General features: G+C 61.4%; 20 protein-coding genes. 7 read left to right on the plus strand and 13 right to left on the minus strand.

What is annotated here, in order from left to right:
* Positions 1-234 precede the first annotated feature (234 nt).
* Together ptsP and FIV39_RS26020 are read right to left on the minus strand one after the other, a co-directional pair.
* A complete protein-coding gene (gene ptsP, locus FIV39_RS26015; protein ID WP_090401605.1) occupies positions 235-2514 on the minus strand; it encodes a phosphoenolpyruvate--protein phosphotransferase in 2280 nt (759 codons plus the stop codon).
* A gap of 22 nt (positions 2515-2536) precedes the next feature.
* The gene (locus tag FIV39_RS26020; protein ID WP_053128161.1) at positions 2537-3016 is read right to left on the minus strand and encodes an RNA pyrophosphohydrolase; all 480 of its coding nucleotides are present in this window, start codon (positions 3014-3016) and stop codon (positions 2537-2539) included.
* A 143-nt stretch (positions 3017-3159) separates the two neighbouring features.
* Between FIV39_RS26020 and FIV39_RS26025 the strand changes: the two genes are divergently transcribed.
* The gene (locus tag FIV39_RS26025; RefSeq protein ID WP_090401604.1) at positions 3160-3816 is read left to right on the plus strand and encodes a histidinol-phosphatase; all 657 of its coding nucleotides are present in this window, start codon (positions 3160-3162) and stop codon (positions 3814-3816) included.
* Between the two features lie 29 nt (positions 3817-3845).
* On the opposite strand, the gene FIV39_RS26030 is transcribed toward FIV39_RS26025, so the two are convergent.
* Positions 3846-4259 (minus strand): DUF2269 family protein, encoded by a 414-nt coding sequence (locus FIV39_RS26030; RefSeq protein ID WP_090401603.1) that lies wholly within the window; start codon positions 4257-4259, stop codon positions 3846-3848.
* Positions 4260-4300: 41 nt separating this feature from the next.
* Positions 4301-5815 (minus strand): threonine ammonia-lyase, biosynthetic, encoded by a 1515-nt coding sequence (ilvA, locus tag FIV39_RS26035; RefSeq protein ID WP_090401602.1) that lies wholly within the window; start codon positions 5813-5815, stop codon positions 4301-4303.
* Positions 5816-5951: 136 nt separating this feature from the next.
* Here ilvA and rpiA point away from each other — a divergent pair, with 136 nt between their 5' ends.
* Complete coding sequence (gene rpiA, locus FIV39_RS26040; protein ID WP_053127902.1) at positions 5952-6623, plus strand: ribose-5-phosphate isomerase RpiA; 672 nt, start codon at positions 5952-5954, stop codon at positions 6621-6623.
* 27 nt (positions 6624-6650) lie between these two features.
* Here the strand turns inward: rpiA and FIV39_RS26045 are convergent, their stop codons facing one another.
* From FIV39_RS26045 to FIV39_RS26060, 4 genes are all read right to left on the minus strand, one after another.
* A complete protein-coding gene (locus FIV39_RS26045) occupies positions 6651-7565 on the minus strand; it encodes an SdiA-regulated domain-containing protein (protein ID WP_090401601.1) in 915 nt (304 codons plus the stop codon).
* 121 nt (positions 7566-7686) lie between these two features.
* On the minus strand, positions 7687-8613 hold the full coding sequence (locus FIV39_RS26050; protein WP_090401600.1) for an SdiA-regulated domain-containing protein: 927 nt from the start codon (positions 8611-8613) through the stop codon (positions 7687-7689).
* Positions 8614-8873: 260 nt separating this feature from the next.
* On the minus strand, positions 8874-9539 hold the full coding sequence (locus tag FIV39_RS26055; RefSeq protein ID WP_090401599.1) for a fumarylacetoacetate hydrolase family protein: 666 nt from the start codon (positions 9537-9539) through the stop codon (positions 8874-8876).
* 22 nt (positions 9540-9561) lie between these two features.
* Entirely contained in the window at positions 9562-10956 is a 1395-nt protein-coding gene (locus FIV39_RS26060) for an FAD-binding oxidoreductase (protein WP_053127893.1), read from the minus strand.
* A gap of 204 nt (positions 10957-11160) precedes the next feature.
* Between FIV39_RS26060 and serA the strand changes: the two genes are divergently transcribed.
* Positions 11161-12390, plus strand: a complete 1230-nt coding sequence (gene serA / locus FIV39_RS26070) for a phosphoglycerate dehydrogenase (RefSeq protein ID WP_010167810.1) — start codon at positions 11161-11163, stop codon at positions 12388-12390.
* Positions 12391-12514: 124 nt separating this feature from the next.
* On the opposite strand, the gene FIV39_RS26075 is transcribed toward serA, so the two are convergent.
* Positions 12515-12955, minus strand: a complete 441-nt coding sequence (locus FIV39_RS26075; RefSeq protein ID WP_090401597.1) for a DUF4399 domain-containing protein — start codon at positions 12953-12955, stop codon at positions 12515-12517.
* A gap of 134 nt (positions 12956-13089) precedes the next feature.
* Here FIV39_RS26075 and FIV39_RS26080 point away from each other — a divergent pair, with 134 nt between their 5' ends.
* Complete coding sequence (locus tag FIV39_RS26080; RefSeq protein WP_090401596.1) at positions 13090-13614, plus strand: transporter substrate-binding domain-containing protein; 525 nt, start codon at positions 13090-13092, stop codon at positions 13612-13614.
* Here the strand turns inward: FIV39_RS26080 and FIV39_RS26085 are convergent.
* Both FIV39_RS26085 and FIV39_RS26090 read right to left on the minus strand, forming a co-directional pair.
* The gene (locus FIV39_RS26085) at positions 13565-14047 is read right to left on the minus strand and encodes a DUF523 domain-containing protein (protein ID WP_090401595.1); all 483 of its coding nucleotides are present in this window, start codon (positions 14045-14047) and stop codon (positions 13565-13567) included. The two genes, FIV39_RS26080 and FIV39_RS26085, sit on opposite strands and share 50 nt — an antisense overlap.
* A 2-nt stretch (positions 14048-14049) precedes the next feature.
* Entirely contained in the window at positions 14050-14682 is a 633-nt protein-coding gene (locus tag FIV39_RS26090; protein ID WP_090401594.1) for a 2OG-Fe(II) oxygenase, read from the minus strand.
* 131 nt (positions 14683-14813) lie between these two features.
* On the opposite strand from FIV39_RS26090, the gene FIV39_RS26095 reads away from it, so the two are divergent.
* Entirely contained in the window at positions 14814-15566 is a 753-nt protein-coding gene (locus tag FIV39_RS26095) for a DUF2059 domain-containing protein (RefSeq protein WP_090401593.1), read from the plus strand.
* 105 nt (positions 15567-15671) lie between these two features.
* Here FIV39_RS26095 and FIV39_RS26100 read toward each other — a convergent pair whose 3' ends face one another.
* Complete coding sequence (locus FIV39_RS26100) at positions 15672-16613, minus strand: alpha/beta hydrolase (RefSeq protein WP_090401592.1); 942 nt, start codon at positions 16611-16613, stop codon at positions 15672-15674.
* Between the two features lie 99 nt (positions 16614-16712).
* Here FIV39_RS26100 and FIV39_RS26105 point away from each other — a divergent pair, with 99 nt between their 5' ends.
* Positions 16713-17285: a DUF6436 domain-containing protein gene (locus FIV39_RS26105; protein ID WP_090401591.1), complete on the plus strand. Its 573-nt coding sequence runs from the start codon at positions 16713-16715 to the stop codon at positions 17283-17285.
* A gap of 34 nt (positions 17286-17319) precedes the next feature.
* A complete protein-coding gene (locus tag FIV39_RS26110) occupies positions 17320-19674 on the plus strand; it encodes a penicillin acylase family protein (RefSeq protein WP_090401590.1) in 2355 nt (784 codons plus the stop codon).
* 33 nt (positions 19675-19707) lie between these two features.
* On the opposite strand, the gene FIV39_RS26115 is transcribed toward FIV39_RS26110, so the two are convergent.
* The gene (locus tag FIV39_RS26115) at positions 19708-20673 is read right to left on the minus strand and encodes a GlxA family transcriptional regulator (protein ID WP_090401589.1); all 966 of its coding nucleotides are present in this window, start codon (positions 20671-20673) and stop codon (positions 19708-19710) included.
* Positions 20674-20844: the final 171 nt, after the last annotated feature.

Raw genomic sequence — 20844 nt, forward strand, 5'->3', positions numbered from 1 at the left:
GAGCCCGATCTACGTTACAGGCTAAAAGCCTAAGCAGCTGTGCGGCTTCCAAGTCCCTCCCTCGATGATCAGTCGAGAACTATTACTCCTGACGGAGCGATAGTCGAGATACAAGCAGCTGTCGAGCGCAAGCGAGGCTGCGTCGGCCGCAACTCGGTCCTGAATCGGCAGCGCGCCCGACGCAGCCTCGCTTGCGCTCGACAGCTGCTACGGGGCGGGGGCTGCGTATCGCCATTAAAGGGTTTTGGCGGAAGCCGGATTGATCATCCGTGTCAGCCCAAGGTTCTTCAGCGCCAATTGCAGCGAGCTGTGGATAACTTGCGGGTTGTCGATGGTCATCAACTCGGCCAGCAGATCCTTGGCCATGCTCAGTTCAACCTGGCGCAGCATCCACTTCACCTTCGGCAAGTTGGTGGCGTTCATAGACAGGCTGTCAAAGCCCATCGCCATCAACAGCACCGCCGCCGCCGGGTCGCCGGCCATTTCACCGCAGATGCTCACCGGCTTGCCTTCGGCATGGGCGTCGCGCACCACGTGTTGCAAGGCTTGCAGCACCGCCGGATGCAGGTAGTCGTAGAGGTCGGCCACCCGTGGGTTGTTGCGGTCCACGGCCAGCAGGTATTGGGTCAAGTCGTTGGAGCCCACCGACAAGAAGTCCACCTGCCGCGCCAGTTCCTTGGCCTGGTACACCGCCGCCGGGATTTCGATCATCACGCCAATCGGCGGCATCGGCACGTCGGCGCCTTCGTCGCGCACCTCGCCCCAGGCGCGGTGGATCAGGTGCAAGGCTTCTTCCAGCTCATGGGTGCCGGAAATCATCGGCAGCAGGATGCGCAGGTTGTTCAGGCCTTCGCTGGCCTTGAGCATGGCGCGGGTCTGCACCAGGAAGATTTCAGGGTGGTCGAGGGTGACGCGAATACCGCGCCAGCCGAGGAAGGGGTTGTCTTCCTTGATCGGGAAATACGACAGTGACTTGTCGCCGCCGATGTCCAGGCTGCGCATGGTCACCGGCAACGGGTGGAAGGCAGACAGTTGCTCGCGATAAATCGCCAGCTGCTCCTTCTCGCTCGGGAAACGCTGGTTGATCATGAACGGCACTTCGGTGCGGTACAGCCCCACCCCTTCGGCTCCGCGCTGTTGCGCGCGGGCCACATCGGCCAGCAGGCCGGTGTTGACCAGCAGCGGCACACGGTGGCCGTCGAGGGTAACGCACGGCAGTTCGCGCAACGAATCGAGCCCGAGCGCCAGTTGCTTCTCTTCTTCCACCACCTCGGCGTATTGCTTGCGCATGACTTCGCTGGGGTTGGTAAACACCTCGCCGCGATGCCCATCGACGATCATGTCGATGCCATCGACCTTGGAATACGGCAGGTCCACCAGGCCCATCACCGTCGGAATACCCATGGCGCGGGCCAGGATCGCGACGTGGGAGTTACCCGAACCCAGTACGGAGACCAGGCCCACCAGTTTGCCTTCGGGCACTTCGCCGAGCATGGTGGCGGTCAGTTCTTCACTGATCAGGATGGTGTTGTCGGGGTAAACCAGGTTGGTGGTGCGGTCTTCCTGCAGGTAGGCCAGCAGACGGCGGCCGAGGTCGCGCACGTCCGAGGCCCGCTCGCGCAGGTAGGCGTCATCCATCAATTCGAAACGGTTGACGTGATCGGTGACCACCTGGCGCAGCGCGCCCTGGGCCCACTGGCCGGTCTTGATCACGGTCTTGACTTCGTTCCCGAGGGACGCGTCGTCGAGCATCATCTGGTACACGTCAAACAGCGCGCGCTCTTCGGGGCGCAGCTGGGTGGCCAGCTTGGTCGACAGGTTGCGCATGTCGGCGCGCACGCCTTCCAGGGCCGTCTTGAACAGTTTGATTTCAGCGTCGATGTCGTCGACGTTCTTGTCCGGCACCACATCGAGGTCGGCCGGCGGCAACATGACCACGGCAGTACCGACCGCCGCACCCGGCGAACCCGGCACGCCGACGAACTTGGCTTCCTGGATACCCTTGCCCTGGCCGCCCAGGCCGCGAATCGAGCCGGTGGCTTCGGCGTGGGCAATAACCCCGGCGAGCTGCGCGCTCATGGTCACGAGGAAGGCTTCTTCACCCTCGTCGAACTGGCGACGCTCTTTTTGCTGGATGACCAACACGCCGACGACGCGGCGGTGGTGAATGATCGGTGCGCCGAGGAACGAGGCGTAACGCTCTTCGCCGGTTTCGGCAAAGTAGCGATAACGCGGGTGATCAGCCGCGTTTTCTAGATTGAGGGGTTCTTCACGCGTCCCCACCAAGCCCACCAGACCTTCGTTGGGCGCCATGCTGACCTTGCCGATGGAGCGCTTGTTCAAGCCCTCGGTGGCCATCAGCACAAAACGGTTGGTCTCTGGGTCCAGCAGGTAAACCGAGCAGACCTGGCTGCCCATGGCTTCCTTGACGCGCAACACAATAATCCCCAACGCCGCCTTGAGATCCTTGGCGGAGTTAACTTCCTGGACGATCTTGCGCAGCGTATTGAGCATGGCTCGGGGTCGAACTCCGTCGTCAGTCGCGCGATAAAAGGCGCGGGGCAAGCTCTTTGAGAGCGCGACGATAAACCTCGCGCTTGAATGTCACCACCTGGCCCAACGGGTACCAATAACTGACCCAACGCCAGCCATCGAACTCCGGTTTACCGGTCAAATCCATCCGCACCCGCTGCTCGTTGGAGATCAGGCGCAGGAGAAACCATTTCTGCTTCTGGCCGATGCACAGCGGTTGGCTGTGGGTACGCACCAGGCGTTGCGGCAAACGATAGCGCAACCAGCCCCGGGTACAGGCCAGAATCTGTACATCTTCGCGCTCAAGGCCGACTTCTTCGTTCAACTCACGGTACAAGGCGTCTTCAGGGGTTTCGTCGGGGTTGATTCCGCCTTGAGGAAACTGCCAGGCATCTTGGTTGATTCGGCGAGCCCATAGCACCTGGCCGGCATCATTCGTAAGAATAATCCCGACATTAGGACGGAAACCATCGGGGTCGATCACGGCAACAACCTCGCAAACGCATGTCGCCGCATTGTTCCACAAAGGTTGTTCCAGCGGCAACGAGGCTTCTTACCTTATGTGCACTCTTGTGAAAAGACCGTATTCTGGACGCCTTTTTACAGACTTTTCAGCGAGTAACTGCAATGCGCCTGGCTTTATTCGACTTGGACAACACCCTTCTTGGCGGTGACAGCGACCACGCCTGGGGCGATTACCTCTGCGAACGGGGGATTCTCGACGCGGTAGCCTACAAGGCCCGCAACGACGAGTTCTACCAGGACTACCTGGCCGGCAAGCTGGACAACGCCGCGTACCTGAACTTTTGCCTGGAAATCCTCGGCCGCACCGAGATGGCCCAACTGGACGAGTGGCACAACGACTATATGCGCGACTGCATCGAGCCGATCATGCTGCCCCTTGCCGTCGAACTGCTGGCCAAGCACCGCGCCGCTGGCGACAAGCTGGTGATCATCACCGCCACCAATCGTTTCGTCACCGCGCCAATTGCCGCACGCCTGGGCGTGGAAACCCTGATCGCCACCGAATGCGAGATGGAAAACGGCCGCTACACCGGACGCAGCACCGATGTGCCGTGCTTTCGCGAGGGCAAGGTGACGCGCCTGAATCGTTGGCTGGAAGAAACCGGACATAACCTGGAAGACAGCTATTTCTACAGCGATTCAATGAACGACCTGCCGTTGTTGGAGCAGGTGACGCATGCGGTGGCGGTGGACCCGGACCCGAATCTGCGCGCCGAAGCCGAGAAGCGTGGTTGGCCGGTGATTACGCTGCGTAGCTGATGGCCCTATCGGCGACACGGTCCAAAGCGTTAAACCGGCTTGGCGCCCATCAACCCTGCAATCGCCACAAACCCCACCAGGCTCACCACCGCCAGCACCAAAGTGAAATTCAGGCTGCCGCCCTCGCCTTTGCGCAGGCGGTTAAGCCGTGCCACCAACCAGAACCAGGCCAACGCCGCCACGGTATAGAGGATGCTGGAACCCAGGATCCAGGTCTGCCCCAATGGCCAGCCGACCAAGTGCACCAACCACCAGCCGGTAAACGGCATGCTGACCATACAAACGCCCATCAGCAACCACACGAACGCCCACGGGCGCTGCACAGTCACGGCCGGGCCGGCGCTGCGCTTGCGCCAGGCCAACAGCGCCAGGCCGAGGCCGCAGAGCAGCAGCAACACCGTGGCGGCTATGTGGATAACTTTGAGGGTGGTCAGGGTTTCCATGTGTCGTCTTCCTTAAAGTCCGCCCCAATCAGCGTAGTCGCTCAACCGAGAAACAATTTGTAGGCCGGGTTATCGCTTTCATCCCAATACGGGTAGCCAATGGCCTCCAGGGCTGCCGGGACCAGGTGACGCTCGCTCGCCGGCACTTGCAGGCCGGCGACCACACGGCCGTCAGCGGCGCCGTGGTTGCGATAGTGGAACATCGAGATGTTCCAGCGCCCGCCCAATTTATTGAGAAAGTTGAACAAGGCCCCCGGACGCTCAGGGAATTCGAAGCGAAACACCACTTCATCACTGACCTTGGCCGCATGCCCACCGACCATATGGCGGATGTGCAACTTGGCCAGCTCGTTCTCGGTCAGGTCCAGCACCGGAAAACCCTGGCTGGTGAGGCTGGCGATCAGCGCACTGCGCGGGTCGTTTTCCGGGTGGGTCTGCACCCCGACAAAGATGTGCGCTTCGCTGCCGGAGTGGTAGCGGTAGTTGAATTCGGTGATCTGGCGCTTGCCCACGGCCTCGCAGAAAGCCTTGAAGCTGCCCGGTTTCTCGGGGATGGTCACGGCGATGATGGCTTCACGACCTTCACCCAGTTCGGCGCGCTCGGCCACATGGCGCAGGCGGTCGAAGTTGACGTTGGCGCCGGAGTCGATGGCCACCAGGGTTTGCCCGGTGATACCACGGGTCTCCACGTATTTCTTGATCCCTGCCACACCCAGCGCACCGGCCGGCTCGGTGATGGAGCGGGTATCGTCGTAGATGTCCTTGATCGCCGCACAGATTTCATCGGTGCTGACGGTGATTACCTCATCCACATAGTGTTTGCAGATGTCGAAGGTGTGCTGGCCGATCTGCGCCACCGCCACGCCGTCGGCAAAGATACCCACGGTGGGCAGCACCACACGCTCGCCGGCGGCCATGGCGGCTTGCAGGCAGTTGGAGTCGTCCGGCTCGACGCCGATGATCTTGATCTCCGGGCGCAGGTATTTCACGTAGGCCGCAATGCCGGCGATCAGCCCGCCGCCGCCCACCGGTACGAAAATCGCGTCCAGAGGCCCCGGGTGCTGGCGCAGGATCTCCATTGCCACGGTGCCCTGCCCGGCAATGGTGTGCGGATCATCGTAGGGGTGAATGTAGACGTAGCCTTTTTCGTCGACCAGTTTCAGCGAGTAGGCCAGGGCTTCCGGGAAGGAATCGCCGTGCAGCACCACTTTGCCGCCACGGGAGCGCACGCCTTCGACCTTGATCTCCGGGGTGGTCTTGGGCATCACGATCGTGGCCTTGACCCCCAGCACCTTGGCCGCCAGGGCCAGGCCCTGGGCATGGTTGCCCGCCGAGGCCGTGACGACGCCGCGTGCACGCTCTTCAGCCGTCAACTGAGTCAGCTTGTTGTACGCGCCGCGAATCTTGAACGAGAACACCGGCTGCAAGTCTTCACGCTTGAGCCAGACCTTGTTGCCCAGCCGCTCGGAGAGCTGGCGGGCGGTCTGCAGCGGGGTTTCTACGGCAACGTCATAGACGCGCGAGGTGAGGATCTTTTTGACGTACTGTTCAAGCATCGGCGGAAATCACTGGGCGGGTTGGGCAGGGCCAAGGAGTCTAACCCAGCGTTTGGCCGGGCGACCACACGAATCCAGAGGTTTTGTTAGGTTATACTCGCGCCCCTCTTTACTCCCCGCCCGTTCCGGAGCCCGCATGACCCAGGATCAACTCAAACAGGCAGTGGCCCAGGCCGCCGTCGATTTAATCCTTCCTAAACTCGACGACAAGAGCATCGTCGGTGTCGGCACCGGCTCCACCGCCAACTGCTTTATCGACGCGCTGGCCCAGCACAAAGGCGCATTCGACGGCGCCGTGGCCAGTTCCGAAGCCACCGCCGCGCGCCTCAAAGGCCATGGCATTCCGGTGTACGAGCTCAATACCGTGAGCGACCTGGAGTTCTACGTCGACGGCGCCGATGAGAGCGACGAACACCTGAACCTGATCAAGGGCGGCGGTGCAGCCCTGACCCGCGAGAAAATCGTCGCGGCGGTGGCCAAGACCTTTATCTGCATCGCCGACGCCAGCAAGCTGGTGCCGGTCCTCGGCGCGTTCCCGCTGCCGGTGGAAGTCATCCCGATGGCCCGCAGCCACGTGGCCCGCGAGCTGGTGAAGCTGGGCGGCGACCCGGTGTACCGCGAAGGCGTGTTGACCGACAACGGCAACATCATCCTCGACGTGTTCAACATGCAGATCACCAACCCGGTGGAGCTTGAGACGCAGATCAACGCCATCGTCGGCGTGGTCACCAACGGCCTGTTCGCTGCGCGTCCGGCGGATGTGCTGCTGCTGGGCACTTCCGAAGGCGTGAAAACCCTCAAGGCCTAAGAACACCACATTAGTTCGGCAGTGTTTTCAGGGGCTGGGTTTCTTGAACACATAAAACAGGTTCGGCTCGCTGACCAGGTACAACGTGCCCTCGTCATCCATGGCGATCCCTTCGGCCTGGGGTACGCGCTTTTTCAGGCCGTGGCGCCCATTGAGCAGAGACAGACTGCTCAATGGGCGACCGTCGATATCCAGTTCCAACACCAGAAACGACTCATCCGACAGCGCCAGCAGATGGCCGCTGCGCTCGTCGTATTGCAGGCTTGAAAGATCGCGCACAAACAGCCCGGCATCGCGCTTGGGGTTGTTGATGACGTGCACCGAGTAGGTTTTTTCCGGTTTGAAATGGGGAAAGCCGTGAACCTCGTAGATCAGCATCGGGTCGCGCTCCTTGGCCACGAACAGGCGCTTGCCGACTGAGTCATAGGCCAATCCTTCAAAACCCTTGTTGCCCCCGACATGCAGGCCCAGGGTCATCTGCTCCGCATCGGCAGCGTCGAGGAATTGGGTAGCGTCGTCCACATGCACCTTGATCAGCCGCTGCTGGCGTTCGTCGGTGATGACGTAGATGTTGTCGCTGATAAATTCCACCGCCTCGGCATCACCAAACCCCACCAACGGGATGCGCCGCAGGATCTTGCCCTCAAGGGACAACTCGATCAGCTCGGCGTTTTTATTGGTGACGGTAAACAGGCTTTTGCGCACAGGGTCGTACGTGAGGGCCGAGACATCGTCGTCAAGCCCTTCGATAACCTGGGCCTCCAGGACCACTCGGTAATCCGCCAGGCCAATGGAGCGCTCGTCCGCCGGCTGGCGCCAGGCCTGCCAGTTGAACCAGGCGCGCTCGAACAGGCGAAAGTGCTGCGCAACGGCCCCGGCGCTGACCAGGGCGATCAGCACAAGCATAAAGAGAATGGGTTTGGGACGGGCAAATCGACGCATCGGGCGGGGCTCAAAGTCAAAAGTGGCGAATAAATATCACGCCCGTCTGAATTTAAACTTAAACGCACCCTGGTGTCTGGCGAATGCCGCTAACAGAGAGATATCCGACGTAATCCGTCCGTTACTTCTGCTTTTCGAACCGATAGAACAGGTTCGGCTCACTGACGATATAGAGCGTGCCGTTCTCATCCATGGTCACGCCTTCTGCACGGGGGATGGTGTTCTTGAGGCCGTTGAAGCCACCGAGCAGGGTCATGAAACTGACTTGTTCGCCCTTCTCGTCCAACTCCAGCAGCAAGTGGGAGTCGGCCGATAACACCAGCAGATGACCGGTGCGCGGGTCGATGGCCAGGGCCGAGAGGTTACGCATGTCCAGCGCTTTGCTGGCCAGTTTTTGTTTATCGCCGACCAGGGTCTGGCTGCCGTCGCTTTTCCAGGTGAACAACGCCGGCGGGCGCTCTTCACCGAGTACAAATTGCTGATTGCGCTTGTCCCAGGTAAACCCTTCGAACGCTTTGTTCTGGTCCTTGGACGGGCCCAGGTCATAGCTCGGAAAGTCGGCCTTGTTCAATTGCTGGGTGGTGGCATCGACCTTGAGGATGGTCAGGCTGTGTTCGCGTTCATCCACCACGGCTATCAGGCCGTTTTCCATCACCGTCACGCCTTCAGGGTTGCTCCAACCGTTGAGCGGCATCTTGCGCAGCACATCGCCTTGCAGGTTCAGCTCGACCAGGAACGGGTTTTTACCCATGACGGAAAACAGGGTTTTGGTCTGCGGGCTGTAGGAGACGTCCGACGCTTCATCCTTCTCCATGCCCGGCAGCAGCTTGCCATCGATCACGGCATGGTAGTCCGGCAACCACACACTCTCCTGACGCTCAGCCGGGGTTTCGAAGCGCTCCAGCATCCACAGCAGGCCGCGATCGTCCCAGTGCATGGCCCAGGAAATACCGTAGACGATGGCGCCCGCCAGAAACAGCCAGGAATACCAGCGCAGGGCAAAACGAGAACGCGGCTTGGGTGTGGCGGAGGGCAGGGACACGGCCATTGGGGGCTTTTTCCGGAAAGTCAGCGGTAGGTGATAGCACAGGATCAACGGGCCCGCGCGCTGGAGGCTGGGAATTATCCGGATGGCGTGTGAAAAAAATGCAAAAGCCGATGCACGAGATGGACTCGGAGCAATGTGGGAGGGGCGGTGCGACGATTCGACTTGCTCCCGATAGCAGTGTGTCAGTCAACATCCACTTAACTGATACAGCGTAATCGGGGCAAGTCGAATCGTCGCACCGCCCCTCCCACATCAGGTGCTTAGCGAACGCTGCTTTCGAAGCGGTTCACACCTGTCAGCTCCAACACCAGCTCATCGCCCACATTCAACGGGCCCACGCCAGCGGGGGTGCCGGTGAGGATCACATCGCCGGCCTGCAGCGAGAAGCAGCCGGCCATGTATTGGATCATCGGCACGATCGGGTTGAGCATGATCGCGCTGTTGCCGTCTTGGCGCACTTCGCCGTTGATGGTCAGGCGAATGCCAATGTCGGTCACGTCCGCGAAGGTGCTGCCGACCACGAATGGCGCAAGCACCGCTGCGCCGTCGAAGGACTTGGCGATTTCCCACGGCAGGCCCTTGGCTTTCAGCTCGGCTTGCTTGTCGCGCAGGGTCAAGTCCAGGGCCGGGGCGAAGCCGGAGATGGCGTCCAGCACTTCTTCACGGCTGGGCTTGTTCGACAGTGGTTTGCCGATCAATACCGCGATTTCCGCCTCGTAGTGCACCGAGCCGCGCTCGGTCGGAATGCTGAAACCGCCTTCCAGCGGTACTACGCAACTGCCTGGCTTGATGAACAGCAACGGCTCGGTTGGCACCGGGTTGTCCAGTTCCTTGGCATGTTCGGCGTAGTTACGCCCAATACACACCACCTTACCCACTGGAAAGTGGATGTTGGTGCCGTCGACATACTTGTGCTGGTAGCTCATGAAACGACTCCTTCGGGGGCGGTTAAACAGCGAAGATCTTGCCAGGGTTCATGATCCCGTTCGGGTCGAACACCGCCTTCACTGCTTTCATGTATTCGATCTCAACCGGCGAGCGGCTGTAGGTCAGGTAGTCACGCTTGGTCATGCCCACGCCGTGTTCGGCGGAGATCGAGCCGTTGTACTTCTGAACGGTTTCGAACACCCACTTGTTCACGGTGGCGCACTTGGCGAAGAACTCATCCTTGCTCAGGTTTTCCGGCTTGAGGATGTTCAGGTGCAGGTTGCCGTCGCCGATATGGCCGAACCAGACAATTTCGAAGTCCGGGTAGTGTTCGCCGACGATCGCGTCAATTTCCTTCAAGAACGCTGGCACTTTGGAGACAGTGACCGAAATATCGTTCTTGTACGGCGTCCAGTGGGAAATGGTCTCGGAGATGTACTCACGCAGTTTCCACAGGTTGTGCAACTGGGTTTCGCTCTGGCTCATCACGCCGTCCAGCACCCAGCCCTGCTCGACGCAGTGTTCGAAGGTTTCCAGGGCGTGGTTGGCGACTTCTTCGGTGGTGGCTTCGAATTCCAGCAGCGCGTAGAACGGGCACTCGGTTTCGAACGGTGCCGGCACATCGCCACGACCGAGGACTTTGGCCAGGGCCTTGTCGGAGAAGAATTCGAAGGCGGTCAGGTCCAGCTTGCTCTGGAAGGCGTGCAGCACCGGCATGATCGAGTCGAAATCGGTGGTGCCGAGCACCATCGCCGTGAGGTTTTTTGGCGCACGGTCCAGGCGCATGGTGGCTTCGACCACAAAGCCCAGGGTGCCTTCGGCGCCGATAAACAGTTGGCGCATGTCATAGCCGGTGGCGTTCTTGATCAGGTCGCGGTTCAGTTCCAGCACATCACCCTTGCCGGTGACGACTTTCATGCCGGCCACCCAGTTGCGGGTCATGCCGTAGCGAATGACCTTGATCCCGCCGGCATTGGTACCGATATTGCCGCCAATCTGACTGGAACCGGACGACGCGAAGTCCACCGGGTAGTACAGGCCTTTTTCTTCGGCGACGTTCTGCAATTGCTTGGTGACCACGCCCGGCTGGCACACGGCGGTACGGTCGGTAAGGTTCACGTCGAGGATCTGGTTCATATAGTCGAACGAGACGACCACTTCGCCATTGGCCGCCACGGCAGCAGCCGACAACCCGGTACGACCACCGGATGGCACCAGCGCCACCTTGTGCTCATTGGCCCAACGGACAATGGCCTGCACCTGCTCGGTGGTCTTGGGGAACACGATGGCGGTCGGCGCGGGCGCGAAGTGCTTGGTCCAATCCTTGCCGTAAGCCTCCAGGGAGTCGGCGTCGGTCAGCACTTTGCCGGGCTCAACCAGGGTCTTTAGCTCATCAATCAGGGCAGGATGGGTCATCGACAGAACTCTCGAACAATTCATGGTCATCCTGAGAACGCTTCACGTCGCAGGAATAGGTGTTTAGCGGGGCGCGTATGCTAGCATACCGCCCCCGCAGGACAGAGCCCAAGGGCGTTTCTGCGGTGACGGCTTTCCTGCCGTCCGGGTCAGCTTAACGATCCGATTCCCTGCCATTTTTCTCCGGGATACAGGTTTACGCAGATGAGCAAGACTTCTCTCGATAAGAGCAAGATCAAGTTCCTTCTTCTGGAAGGCGTCCACCCATCGGCCGTCGACGTATTGAAGGCCGCCGGGTACTCCAGCATTGAGTACATCACCAGTTCTCTGCCGGAAGCCCAGCTCAAGGAAAAGATCGCCGACGCGCACTTTATCGGCATTCGCTCCCGCACCCAGCTGACCGAAGAGATCTTCGATCACGCCAAGAAACTCGTGGCGGTCGGCTGTTTCTGCATCGGCACCAACCAGGTCGACCTCAACGCAGCGCGCGAGCGCGGCATTGCAGTGTTCAACGCCCCGTACTCCAATACCCGTTCCGTAGCGGAGCTGGTGCTGGCCGAGGCCATCCTGCTGCTGCGCGGTATCCCTGAGAAGAACGCTTCCTGCCACCGTGGCGGCTGGATCAAGAGCGCGGCCAACTCCTTCGAAATCCGTGGCAAGAAACTGGGTATCGTCGGTTACGGTTCGATCGGCACGCAACTGTCGGTACTGGCCGAAGGCCTGGGCATGCAGGTGTTCTTCTACGACACCCTGACCAAGCTGCCATTGGGCAACGCCACCCAGGTGTCGAGCCTGACCGAACTGCTGGGCATGTCCGACATCGTCACCCTGCACGTTCCGGAAACCGCTGAGACCCAGTGGATGATCGGCGAGAAGGAAATCCGCGCCATCAAGAAAGGCGGCATCCTGATCAACGCTGCACGCGGCACCGTAGTCGAGCTGGACGCCCTGGCCGACGCGATCAAGGACAAGCACCTGATCGGCGCCGCAATCGACGTGTTCCCGGTGGAGCCACGCTCCAACGACGACATCTTCGAAAGCCCGCTGCGTGGCCTGGACAACGTGATCCTGACCCCGCACATCGGCGGCTCCACCGCTGAAGCCCAGGCCAACATCGGCCTGGAAGTGTCGGAGAAGCTGGTCAAGTACAGCGACAACGGTACGTCGGTCTCGTCCGTCAACTTCCCGGAAGTGGCCCTGCCGGCTCACCCTGGCAAACACCGTCTGCTGCACATCCACCAGAACATCCCTGGCGTGATGATGGAGATCAACAAGGTCTTCGCGGAAAACGGCATCAACATCTCCGGTCAGTTCCTGCAGACCAACGAGAAGGTCGGCTACGTGGTGATCGACGTCGACGCCGAGTACTCGGACCTGGCGCAAGAGAAGCTGCAGCACATCAACGGGACCATCCGAAGCCGCGTGCTGTTCTAAAACGGCGGGAATGGTCAGCTACAAGCGGTAAGTTTCAAGCGGCAAGCTAAAAGCGTCTACTTGCAGCTTGTAGCTTGAAACTTGCCGCTAAAAAACGGGTGTCCCGCCAGGGGCACCCGTTTTTTTATTTCACATTAACTGTGATCACTTTCGAAGCTACCGTCGGGTCGAACTGCATGTGCAGCTTGTCGCCGGCCACCAGTTGCAGGGTGTGTTTGCCTGGGGTGAGGGTCAGCTCGGTCTCGGTCTGGGCCTTGCCGTAGTGAATCACGGTGTCGGTGGCCGGGATCGGTACGCTGGCGTCTGGCAGCGCTTTCTGGTCGATCAGCAGGTGGTGGTGGCCGGTGCCTGCGGTTTGGTCAGTGGCCGGGGCCAGCTTCAGGCCTTCCATGCCGAATTTGACGGTGAAGGTTTTATCCACGGTGGCACCGTCTTTCGGCGAGACGATAAATACCTTGGCGCCTTCAGGTGGCGCGCTACGCGGGATGCCGTCGGCGGCGGTGGCCAACATCGAAGCACCCAGCAGCAGGGAGGCCAGGGTTGCACGTGACAAAAGGGCTTTCATTCGCTTCTCCAGTTTTTCTGTGAAATCTGTAGGGGGATGACAACTTCGCGATAAATTGCTGTCCAAGGCACTCAACACCATAGCAAAGCGATGCTGAACGGCGCCTCGCACATTCGAAACCTCTAGGAGTGACCATGCGCTTTTCGCCTGGCCTGTTACTTTTGCTTCCCCTTCTGAGCCCCTTGGCTCATGCCGAACTGATCGACGATGTAAACGATCGCGGCGAACTGCGCATCGCCCTTGAAGCCAACACCCCGCCGTACAACTTCAAGGAAGGCGACAAACTCACCGGCTTTGAAGTCGAGCTGGGTGAACTGCTGGCAAAAGAAATGGACGTGCGCCCCTCATTTATCACCACCGATGACGCCGATATGCTGCCAGGAGTCTCAACCGGTAAATACGATGTGGCCATCAACCATATCGCTATGACTGCCGAGCTGAAGGATCAGTTCGATTTCAGCGAGGCTTATCACGACAAGCCTGAACTGGCGATCCCGTTCCAGAAGGGCAACCCGGCCTTCAAGACGAGTTTGGACGGGGCGTTGAAGCGGGTGAAGGACGATGGCCGATTAAAGGCGCTGTCGCACAAGTGGTTCGAGGACGAAGCCCCTACAGGCGCGCCAACGCCTGTGCCGCCTCAGGCAACTCCAGCTCACTGAACACCTGCACGCCATGGCGCTTGAGCAGCGCCGCCGTGACGCCCTCGCCACTGACCTTTACACCGGTGAAGGTGCCGTCATAGGTCAGCAGGTTGCCGCAGGACGGGCTATTGGCCTTGAGGATGGCGATACGGAGGTTATGACGCAGCACCAACGCCAAGGCCTGGCGGGCGCCTTCGAGGAAGGCGGCGCTGAAATCTTCGCCCTCGGCAGTCAACACTTGGGCGCGGCCTTCCCACACATCGATGCCCTGTCCACCTGGAATCTCGGCCGCGGGCCTGGGCGTCGGCAGACCGCCCGACACTTCCGGGCAGATCGCAATCACGCGACCTTCAGCCTGCCATGCCGCCAATTGGTCGAACGGCCCGCTGGCCCCGCCGTCGTAGCGCACCTTGTGGCCGAGCAGGCAGCGGCTGATCAGAATCTTTTGCATGGTTAAAACGGTTCGTTACCGCGCCGGCGAAACCAGCCGGTGAGGGACAGGCGTTCGCGCGTAGCAGGCATGACCTCGTGGGGCACCTCGCCCGACAGGAACACCACCAGGCTTCCGCCGGTGGGCACCACATCGTGTTCGACGCCGTCCTTGAGGTACATGCGCAACTGGCCACCGTGCTCGGGCAGCCAGGCGTCGTTCAAGTAGATCACCGCCGAGACCATGCGCCGGTCATCGTCACGAAAACGGTCGAGGTGCTTGAGGTAAAACGCGCCGGGCGGATACATCGCGAAGTGGCTTTCGAAATCCTCGAGACCCAGGAACAGGCCACGGTTCATGGCCAGGCGCAGGCTGTCCATCAGCGCCATATAGCTGCCGCAGACCGCCGCGTCGCCCTCCTCCAGCCACTGGATACGGTCACCACGAATGCCCTCGCGAATCTCCTGGGCGGGCCCACGCCCCACGGCCGCTGGCGCCAGTTCACCCTCGGCCGCACGTTTACGGCACTCAGCCGCCAGTTCCAGGGTCAGAGCCTGGGGCAGGAAGCCGTTCTGCTGCGACCAGCCTTTTTCGGCCAGGTCATCAACGATGCGTTGCAGCAGGGGGTGATCAAGGGGTATTTGCATGGCGCGCATAGTATCCATACGCCTGTGAATCCGACAGCGCCGTCGAGCGCCTCAACACACTTTAGTCAGGCGACTGATAGGACTTCTCGACAAATCCTACGCCCGACACGGACAATAGTGGCCGACTGACAGGAGTCCATATGCGTCGTTTGTTTTTTTCCTTGCTGATGTTCTGCGTTTTGCCCGCTTGGGCAGACGGCCATGACCAGTTGTACAAGGTCGCCGGCTGGGCCGAACAACGTGCGCATTTCAATGACGCCCTCAGTGCTGCCCAGCAACGCTACCGCAATAGCCTGCCGCCGGCGGTGTACCAGGCGCTGGTGGACAACAGCAATAAACGCTTTGCCGCCCAGGCCATGGACCAACGTGCCGAGGCGCAACTGCGCAAGAACCTGGCGGACCCCAAGCCCGCCTTGGCGTTCTTCCAGTCGCCGCTGGGCCGCAAGATCGTCACCGCCGAATTGCTGGCCACGCGCCGTGACCAACTGGCAAAAAATGCCCAGGGCCTGCCCAAGATCGAAGCCGACGCCACCCGCAGCCTGATCATCGGCCACCTGGCACAGGCCCTGCCCGCCCGCGAAGCCGGCGCCGAAGTGAGCCTGGCGATTGCCGGTGTAGCCGCCGACAGCTTGAGCCAGATGATCCCCGGCCTGCTGGGTGGTGGTCAGGCTCAGGGCATGTTGAATGGGCAGCGTGAGCGGCTGATGCAACAGATCGACAAGGACTTGAACAACACGTTGCTGTACGTCTATCGGGATTTGTCCGACCCGGAGCTGGAAGAATTCGCCACGTTTGCGGAGTCGCCGGAGGGTAAGGCGTATTACCAGGCGGCGCTAGCGGCGATTCGTGCGGGGCTGGCGGTCGGCCAAAGCACTTCAAGCCTGACGCAGTAATAAAATGTGGGAGGGGGCTTGCCCCCGATGGCAGTGGGTCAGCTACAGATAAGCTGACTGATACACCGCTATCGGGGGCAAGCCCCCTCCCACATTTGGACTGCGTTATTTCAGATGGGCCGTCAAATACCGGAAGTACTCTTCACGAATCCCTGGAATCTCATTTGCCAAGTGATGCCGGCCACGCGGCAGCATCAACACTTCGGGCTGGTCGAACTTGCCCCGCAGCACCTGCAAGTTGTGCTGCCAATCCACCGTCATGTCTTCCTCACCCTGCACAATCACCGGCCGCCGTGGGCTGCGCGGGGCGGCTTCGATGCGTTTGATCCAGCGCGCCAGCGCGCCCACCCAGGCGGTTGGCAGTTGGCGCGGCTGAAGCGGGTCGGCCTCCAGGAACGGCTTGAACTGCGGGTCGTTGGTGTTCTCGCTGAAACGCCGGGCGATGCCGTTGACGAACGGGCGCAGCAGGTAATAGCTGACCTGCGACCACCCCCACGCACGCGGCCGCACCAGCGGTGAGAGCAGGAAGGTCTTGCCCTGGGCCGGGCTGTCGGCCCCCTGGTTGAGCAGGTGGTCCACCACCACCGCGCCGCCGGTGCTTTGCCCGAACAAGTGCCAGGGCTGTGGCAATTGCAGCGCTTGGGCCTGGACGAACAGCGCCTGCACCACATCCTGGTACACGGCAAAATCATCGATGCTGGCGCGCGCGCCGCTGGACAAGCCATGGCCCGGCAAATCGCAGGCGATCACCACAAAGCCTTGGTCCAGCGCCCAGTCCACCACGTGGCGATACAGGCCCATATGGTCGTAGAAGCCGTGGAACATAAACATCGTCGCCACCGGCACGGGCGGCCACCACACCTGGGCGACCACCTCAAACCCATCCACCTCGAAACGCCCCAGCCGACTCACAACCGGCACTTTGCGTGCACTCAGGTCCAGCCCATAGAAACGCTGGTAGACCCGCGCTTCGGCTGAAAGCGGTTGCGCATCCACCAGGGGCCGCAGGCTTTCGCGAAGGTGATCAGGGTCAAAGGTCACAGGCATAAAGGGTTCCAGACTTGCGGCGAAGATGAATATCGAGCTGCGATATTCATCTGTCAGGACAAGCATGGCAAGCTACGCGACCTGCGAGGATAGATCCGAATGCGACAGCCTTACCGTAACGCCCTGTTCGCCAGCCTGATCCTGATCATGTGCGCTGGCGTGCTGTGGGCGGCGTATGACTGGTTCCAGGGCCGCTACCTGCGCGCCTTCAGCGAACACACGGCGGTATTTTCCGGCGACTCCCTGCGCCTGCCCGCCGAACTCAGCGGCCCCGGACCGATCCGCCTGGTGCATTTCTGGGATCCGGCTTGCCCGTGCAATGTCGGCAACCAGCAACACCTGGGCGAGTTGATCGAGCAGTACGCGCCCCAGGGCGTCGAGTTCTATGCCCTGCAAAAAGCCGGCAGCCACGGCCAGTTGCCCGACAACCTGCGCAAGATGAAAACCCTCACTGTCCTGCCCGGTGCCGACCAGGTGCCGGCCAGCCCGGCCGTGGGCATCTGGGACCGAACCGGCAAGCTCGCGTATTTCGGGCCGTACAGCGAAGGGCTGACGTGTAATTCCAATAACAGTTTTATCGAGCCGATCCTGAAAGCCCTTGAAGCCGGCCGAGACGTGAACGCCACTCACACCCTGGCGGTGGGCTGCTATTGTTCGTGGTCGAAAGATTAGTCGCCCGCCACCCCACTCTTGGTAAGGAATGTTCATGAAGCGCGTCTTGCAGGTTCTCGCGGTTCTGCTGGTGCTGATTGGCCTCGGTGCGGGCTGGTATGTCTACAGCAAGCAACCGACCCGCCAGGGCACGGTTGAACTGGCCAACCTGCAAGGCTCCGTCACCGTGCGCTACGACGACCGTGGCGTGCCGCATATTCGCGCCGAGAACGAGACCGACCTGTATCGCGCCCTGGGCTACGTGCATGCCCAGGACCGCCTGTTCCAGATGGAGATCATGCGGCGCCTGGCCCGTGGCGAGTTGGCCGAGGTGCTCGGGCCGAAGCTGCTGGAGACCGACAAGCTGTTCCGCAGCCTGCGCATTCGCGACCGCGCCGCCACCTATGTGGCGCAGCAGGACCATGAATCGGCGCACTGGAAGGCCCTGCAAGCCTATCTGGACGGGATCAACCAATATCAGGACAGCCACGCCCGCCCGATGGAGTTCGACGTGCTGGGCATCCCCAGGCGCGCGTTTACCGCCGAGGACACCATCAGCGTCGCCGGGTACATGGCCTACAGCTTTGCCGCTGCGTTTCGTACCGAGCCCTTGCTGACTTACGTGCGCGACCAACTGGGCAGCGACTACCTGAAAGTCTTCGACCTCGACTGGCAACCCAAGGGCGCCCTCAACCTGGCCGACAGTGACTGGAAAACCCTCGGCGCCCTCGCCGCCCTGAGCGAACAGGCGTTGGCCGACAACGGCTTGCCGCAATTCGAGGGCAGCAACGCCTGGGCCATCAGCGGCAGTCGTACCAAGAGCGGCAAACCGCTGCTGGCGGGTGACCCGCACATCCGTTTCTCGGTGCCATCGGTGTGGTACGAAGCGCAACTGTCGGCACCCGGGTTTGAGCTGTATGGCTACCACAACGCGCTGGTACCCATGGCGTTCCTGGGGCACAACCTGGATTTCGGCTGGAGCCTGACCATGTTCCAGAACGACGACCTCGACCTGATCGCCGAGAAGGTCAACCCGGACAACACCAACCAGGTCTGGTACCACGGCCAGTGGGTCGAGATGAGCAGCAGCGAGCAACAGATCGCCGTGAAAGGCCAGGCACCGGTCAGCCTCACCCTGCGCCAGTCGCCCCACGGCCCGATCGTCAATGACGTGCTCGGCGAGAACGGCGGCAAGACACCGATTGCCATGTGGTGGGCGTTCCTCGACACCCAGAACCCGATCCTCGAAGGCTTCTACCAGCTCAACCGCGCCGACACCCTGGCCAAGGCCCGCGCGGCGGCGGCCAAGGTGTCTGCACCGGGGCTGAATATCGTGTGGGCCAATGCCAAGGGCGATATCGGCTGGTGGGCGGCGGCGCAGTTGCCGATGCGCCCGGCCGGCACCCACGCGGGCTTTATCCTCGACGGCAGCACCGCCCAGGCCGACAAGCTGGGCTTCTACCCCTTCAGCGCCAACCCTCAGGAAGAAAACCCGGCGCGTGGCTATGTGGTGTCGGCGAATGCCCAGCCGGTGTCGCCTACCGGCATGGAAATCCCCGGCTATTACAACCTCGCTGACCGTGGCCAGCAGCTGAACGCGCAGTTGAGCGACAAGAGCGTGAAGTGGGATGTGAACAACAGCCAGGCCCTGCAACTGGGTACCACCACCGCGTTCGGCCCGCGCCTGCTTGCACCGCTGTTGCCGGTGCTGAGCGAGGTGGTCACGGACCCGGCGCAGTTGAAGCTGGTGGAACAGCTTGCCAGCTGGAAAGGTGACTATCCGCTGGATTCCACCAGCGCCACGCTGTTCAACCAGTTCCTGTTCAACCTTGCCGACGCGGCTTTCCACCCAAAACTGGGCGACGCCATGTTCAAGACCCTGCTCACGACCCGCGTGATCGACGCCGCCCTGCCCCGCCTGGCTGCCGACCCGGCCTCGCCCTGGTGGGACGGCAAGCGCACCGACACCGTCAAGCGGGCCTGGGACAACAGCCTCGCGCACCTCAAGGCCACCTTCGGCGATGACCCAACGCAATGGCAATGGGGCAAGGCCCACACCCTGACCCACGGTCACCCGCTGGGCTCACAAAAGCCCTTGGACCTGATCGTCAACGTCGGCCCGTTCCCGGCACCCGGCACCCACGAAGTGCCGAACAACCAGTCGGCCGTCATCGGTCCCGCGCCGTGGCCGGTGACCTACGGCCCGTCTACCCGCCGCCTGATCGACTTCGCCGACGTGGCCCACGCCCTCACCATCAACCCGGTGGGGCAAAGCGGCGTGCCGTTCGACAAGCACTATGGCGACCAGGCCGAGACCTATATCGAAGGGGGTTACGAGCAGGCGCATTTCAGTGATGAGGAAGTCACGGCCAATACCCGCGGCACGCTGAAACTGCTGCCGGCGCGATAACCCCTTGGAAATCGGTCAACCTGTGGAAGGGGCTTAGACCGGTGCCGCAAAGTTGAGCCGGAACTGCTGCGGCGTCACGCCCAGCCGACGGTTGAACACGCTGCGCATGTGCTGGGCATCGCGAAACCCGCATTGGTAGGCCACGGTCTTCAGCGGCGCATGCGTGCTTTCGAGCATCACCCGCGCCGCATCCACCCGTGCTCGTTCGACAAACTCCGCAGGCGTTATCCGCGCTTCACGGGCGAACACCCTGGAGAAGTTGCGCGCGCTCATGTTGGCGGCCCTGGCCAGGTCGGCGATGCTCAGGTCGCCCGTCAGGTTCGCCAGTACGTATAACTGCACCAGCGCCACTGCCGAGGTGGTTTCGGTGTGAGGGGTGAGGAACGGGCTGAACTGCGACTGCCCGCCCGAACGCTGGGTGAACACCACCAGGCGCTTGGCCACGCTCAACGCCACTTCCGGGCCGTGGTCCTGGGCCAGCAGGTACAGCGACAAGTCGATGCCCGCCGTGACGCCTGCCGAGGTGTAGAGGTTGCCGTCCTGCACGTAGAGACGGTCTGCTTCGACCTGGGCCGAGGGGCACAGATGCGCCAGGTCGGCAGCATCGTTCCAGTGGGTAGTGACGGTTTTGCCATCCAGCAATCCGGCGCGCGCCAGCATGAAGGCGCCGTTGCAGACAGAACCGAAGCGTTGCGCCCGGGCGGTTGCGCCACGCAGCCAATCATCGAACTGTGGGCCGAAATCCTCGAACGGCAACTGTGGGCCGCCGGCGACCAGCAGCAGGTCATAGGCTTGCAGGGCTTCGCTGTAATGCCGGTGGGCCTGCAATGCCAAACCGTTGGAGGCGGCCATGGTGCCGTGGCCCAGCCCGATGACCTCTATCTGGTAGTGATCCTGGGACGGCAGAAAGCGGTTGGCTTCGCAGAACACATCCATGGGGCCGGTCACATCCAGTGACTGGACGCCGGGGAAGATCAGGATAGCGACGGTCTTGTGCATGCTCACAGACACCTTTTTCTAGCGGAATAAAATGCAAGCCCCCTCCCACATTGGGATTTTCACAGACTTCGAGAGGGCTATCGCCCGCCATACCCTAGCTGATTTCCCCTTGGCACGATGTGGCGGCAGATTGGCCGGGATCGCACCCTCGTCACCATGGCCGCTTCACGT

Source organism: Pseudomonas grimontii, from assembly GCF_007858185.1.
Lineage (GTDB): Bacteria > Pseudomonadota > Gammaproteobacteria > Pseudomonadales > Pseudomonadaceae > Aquipseudomonas > Aquipseudomonas grimontii.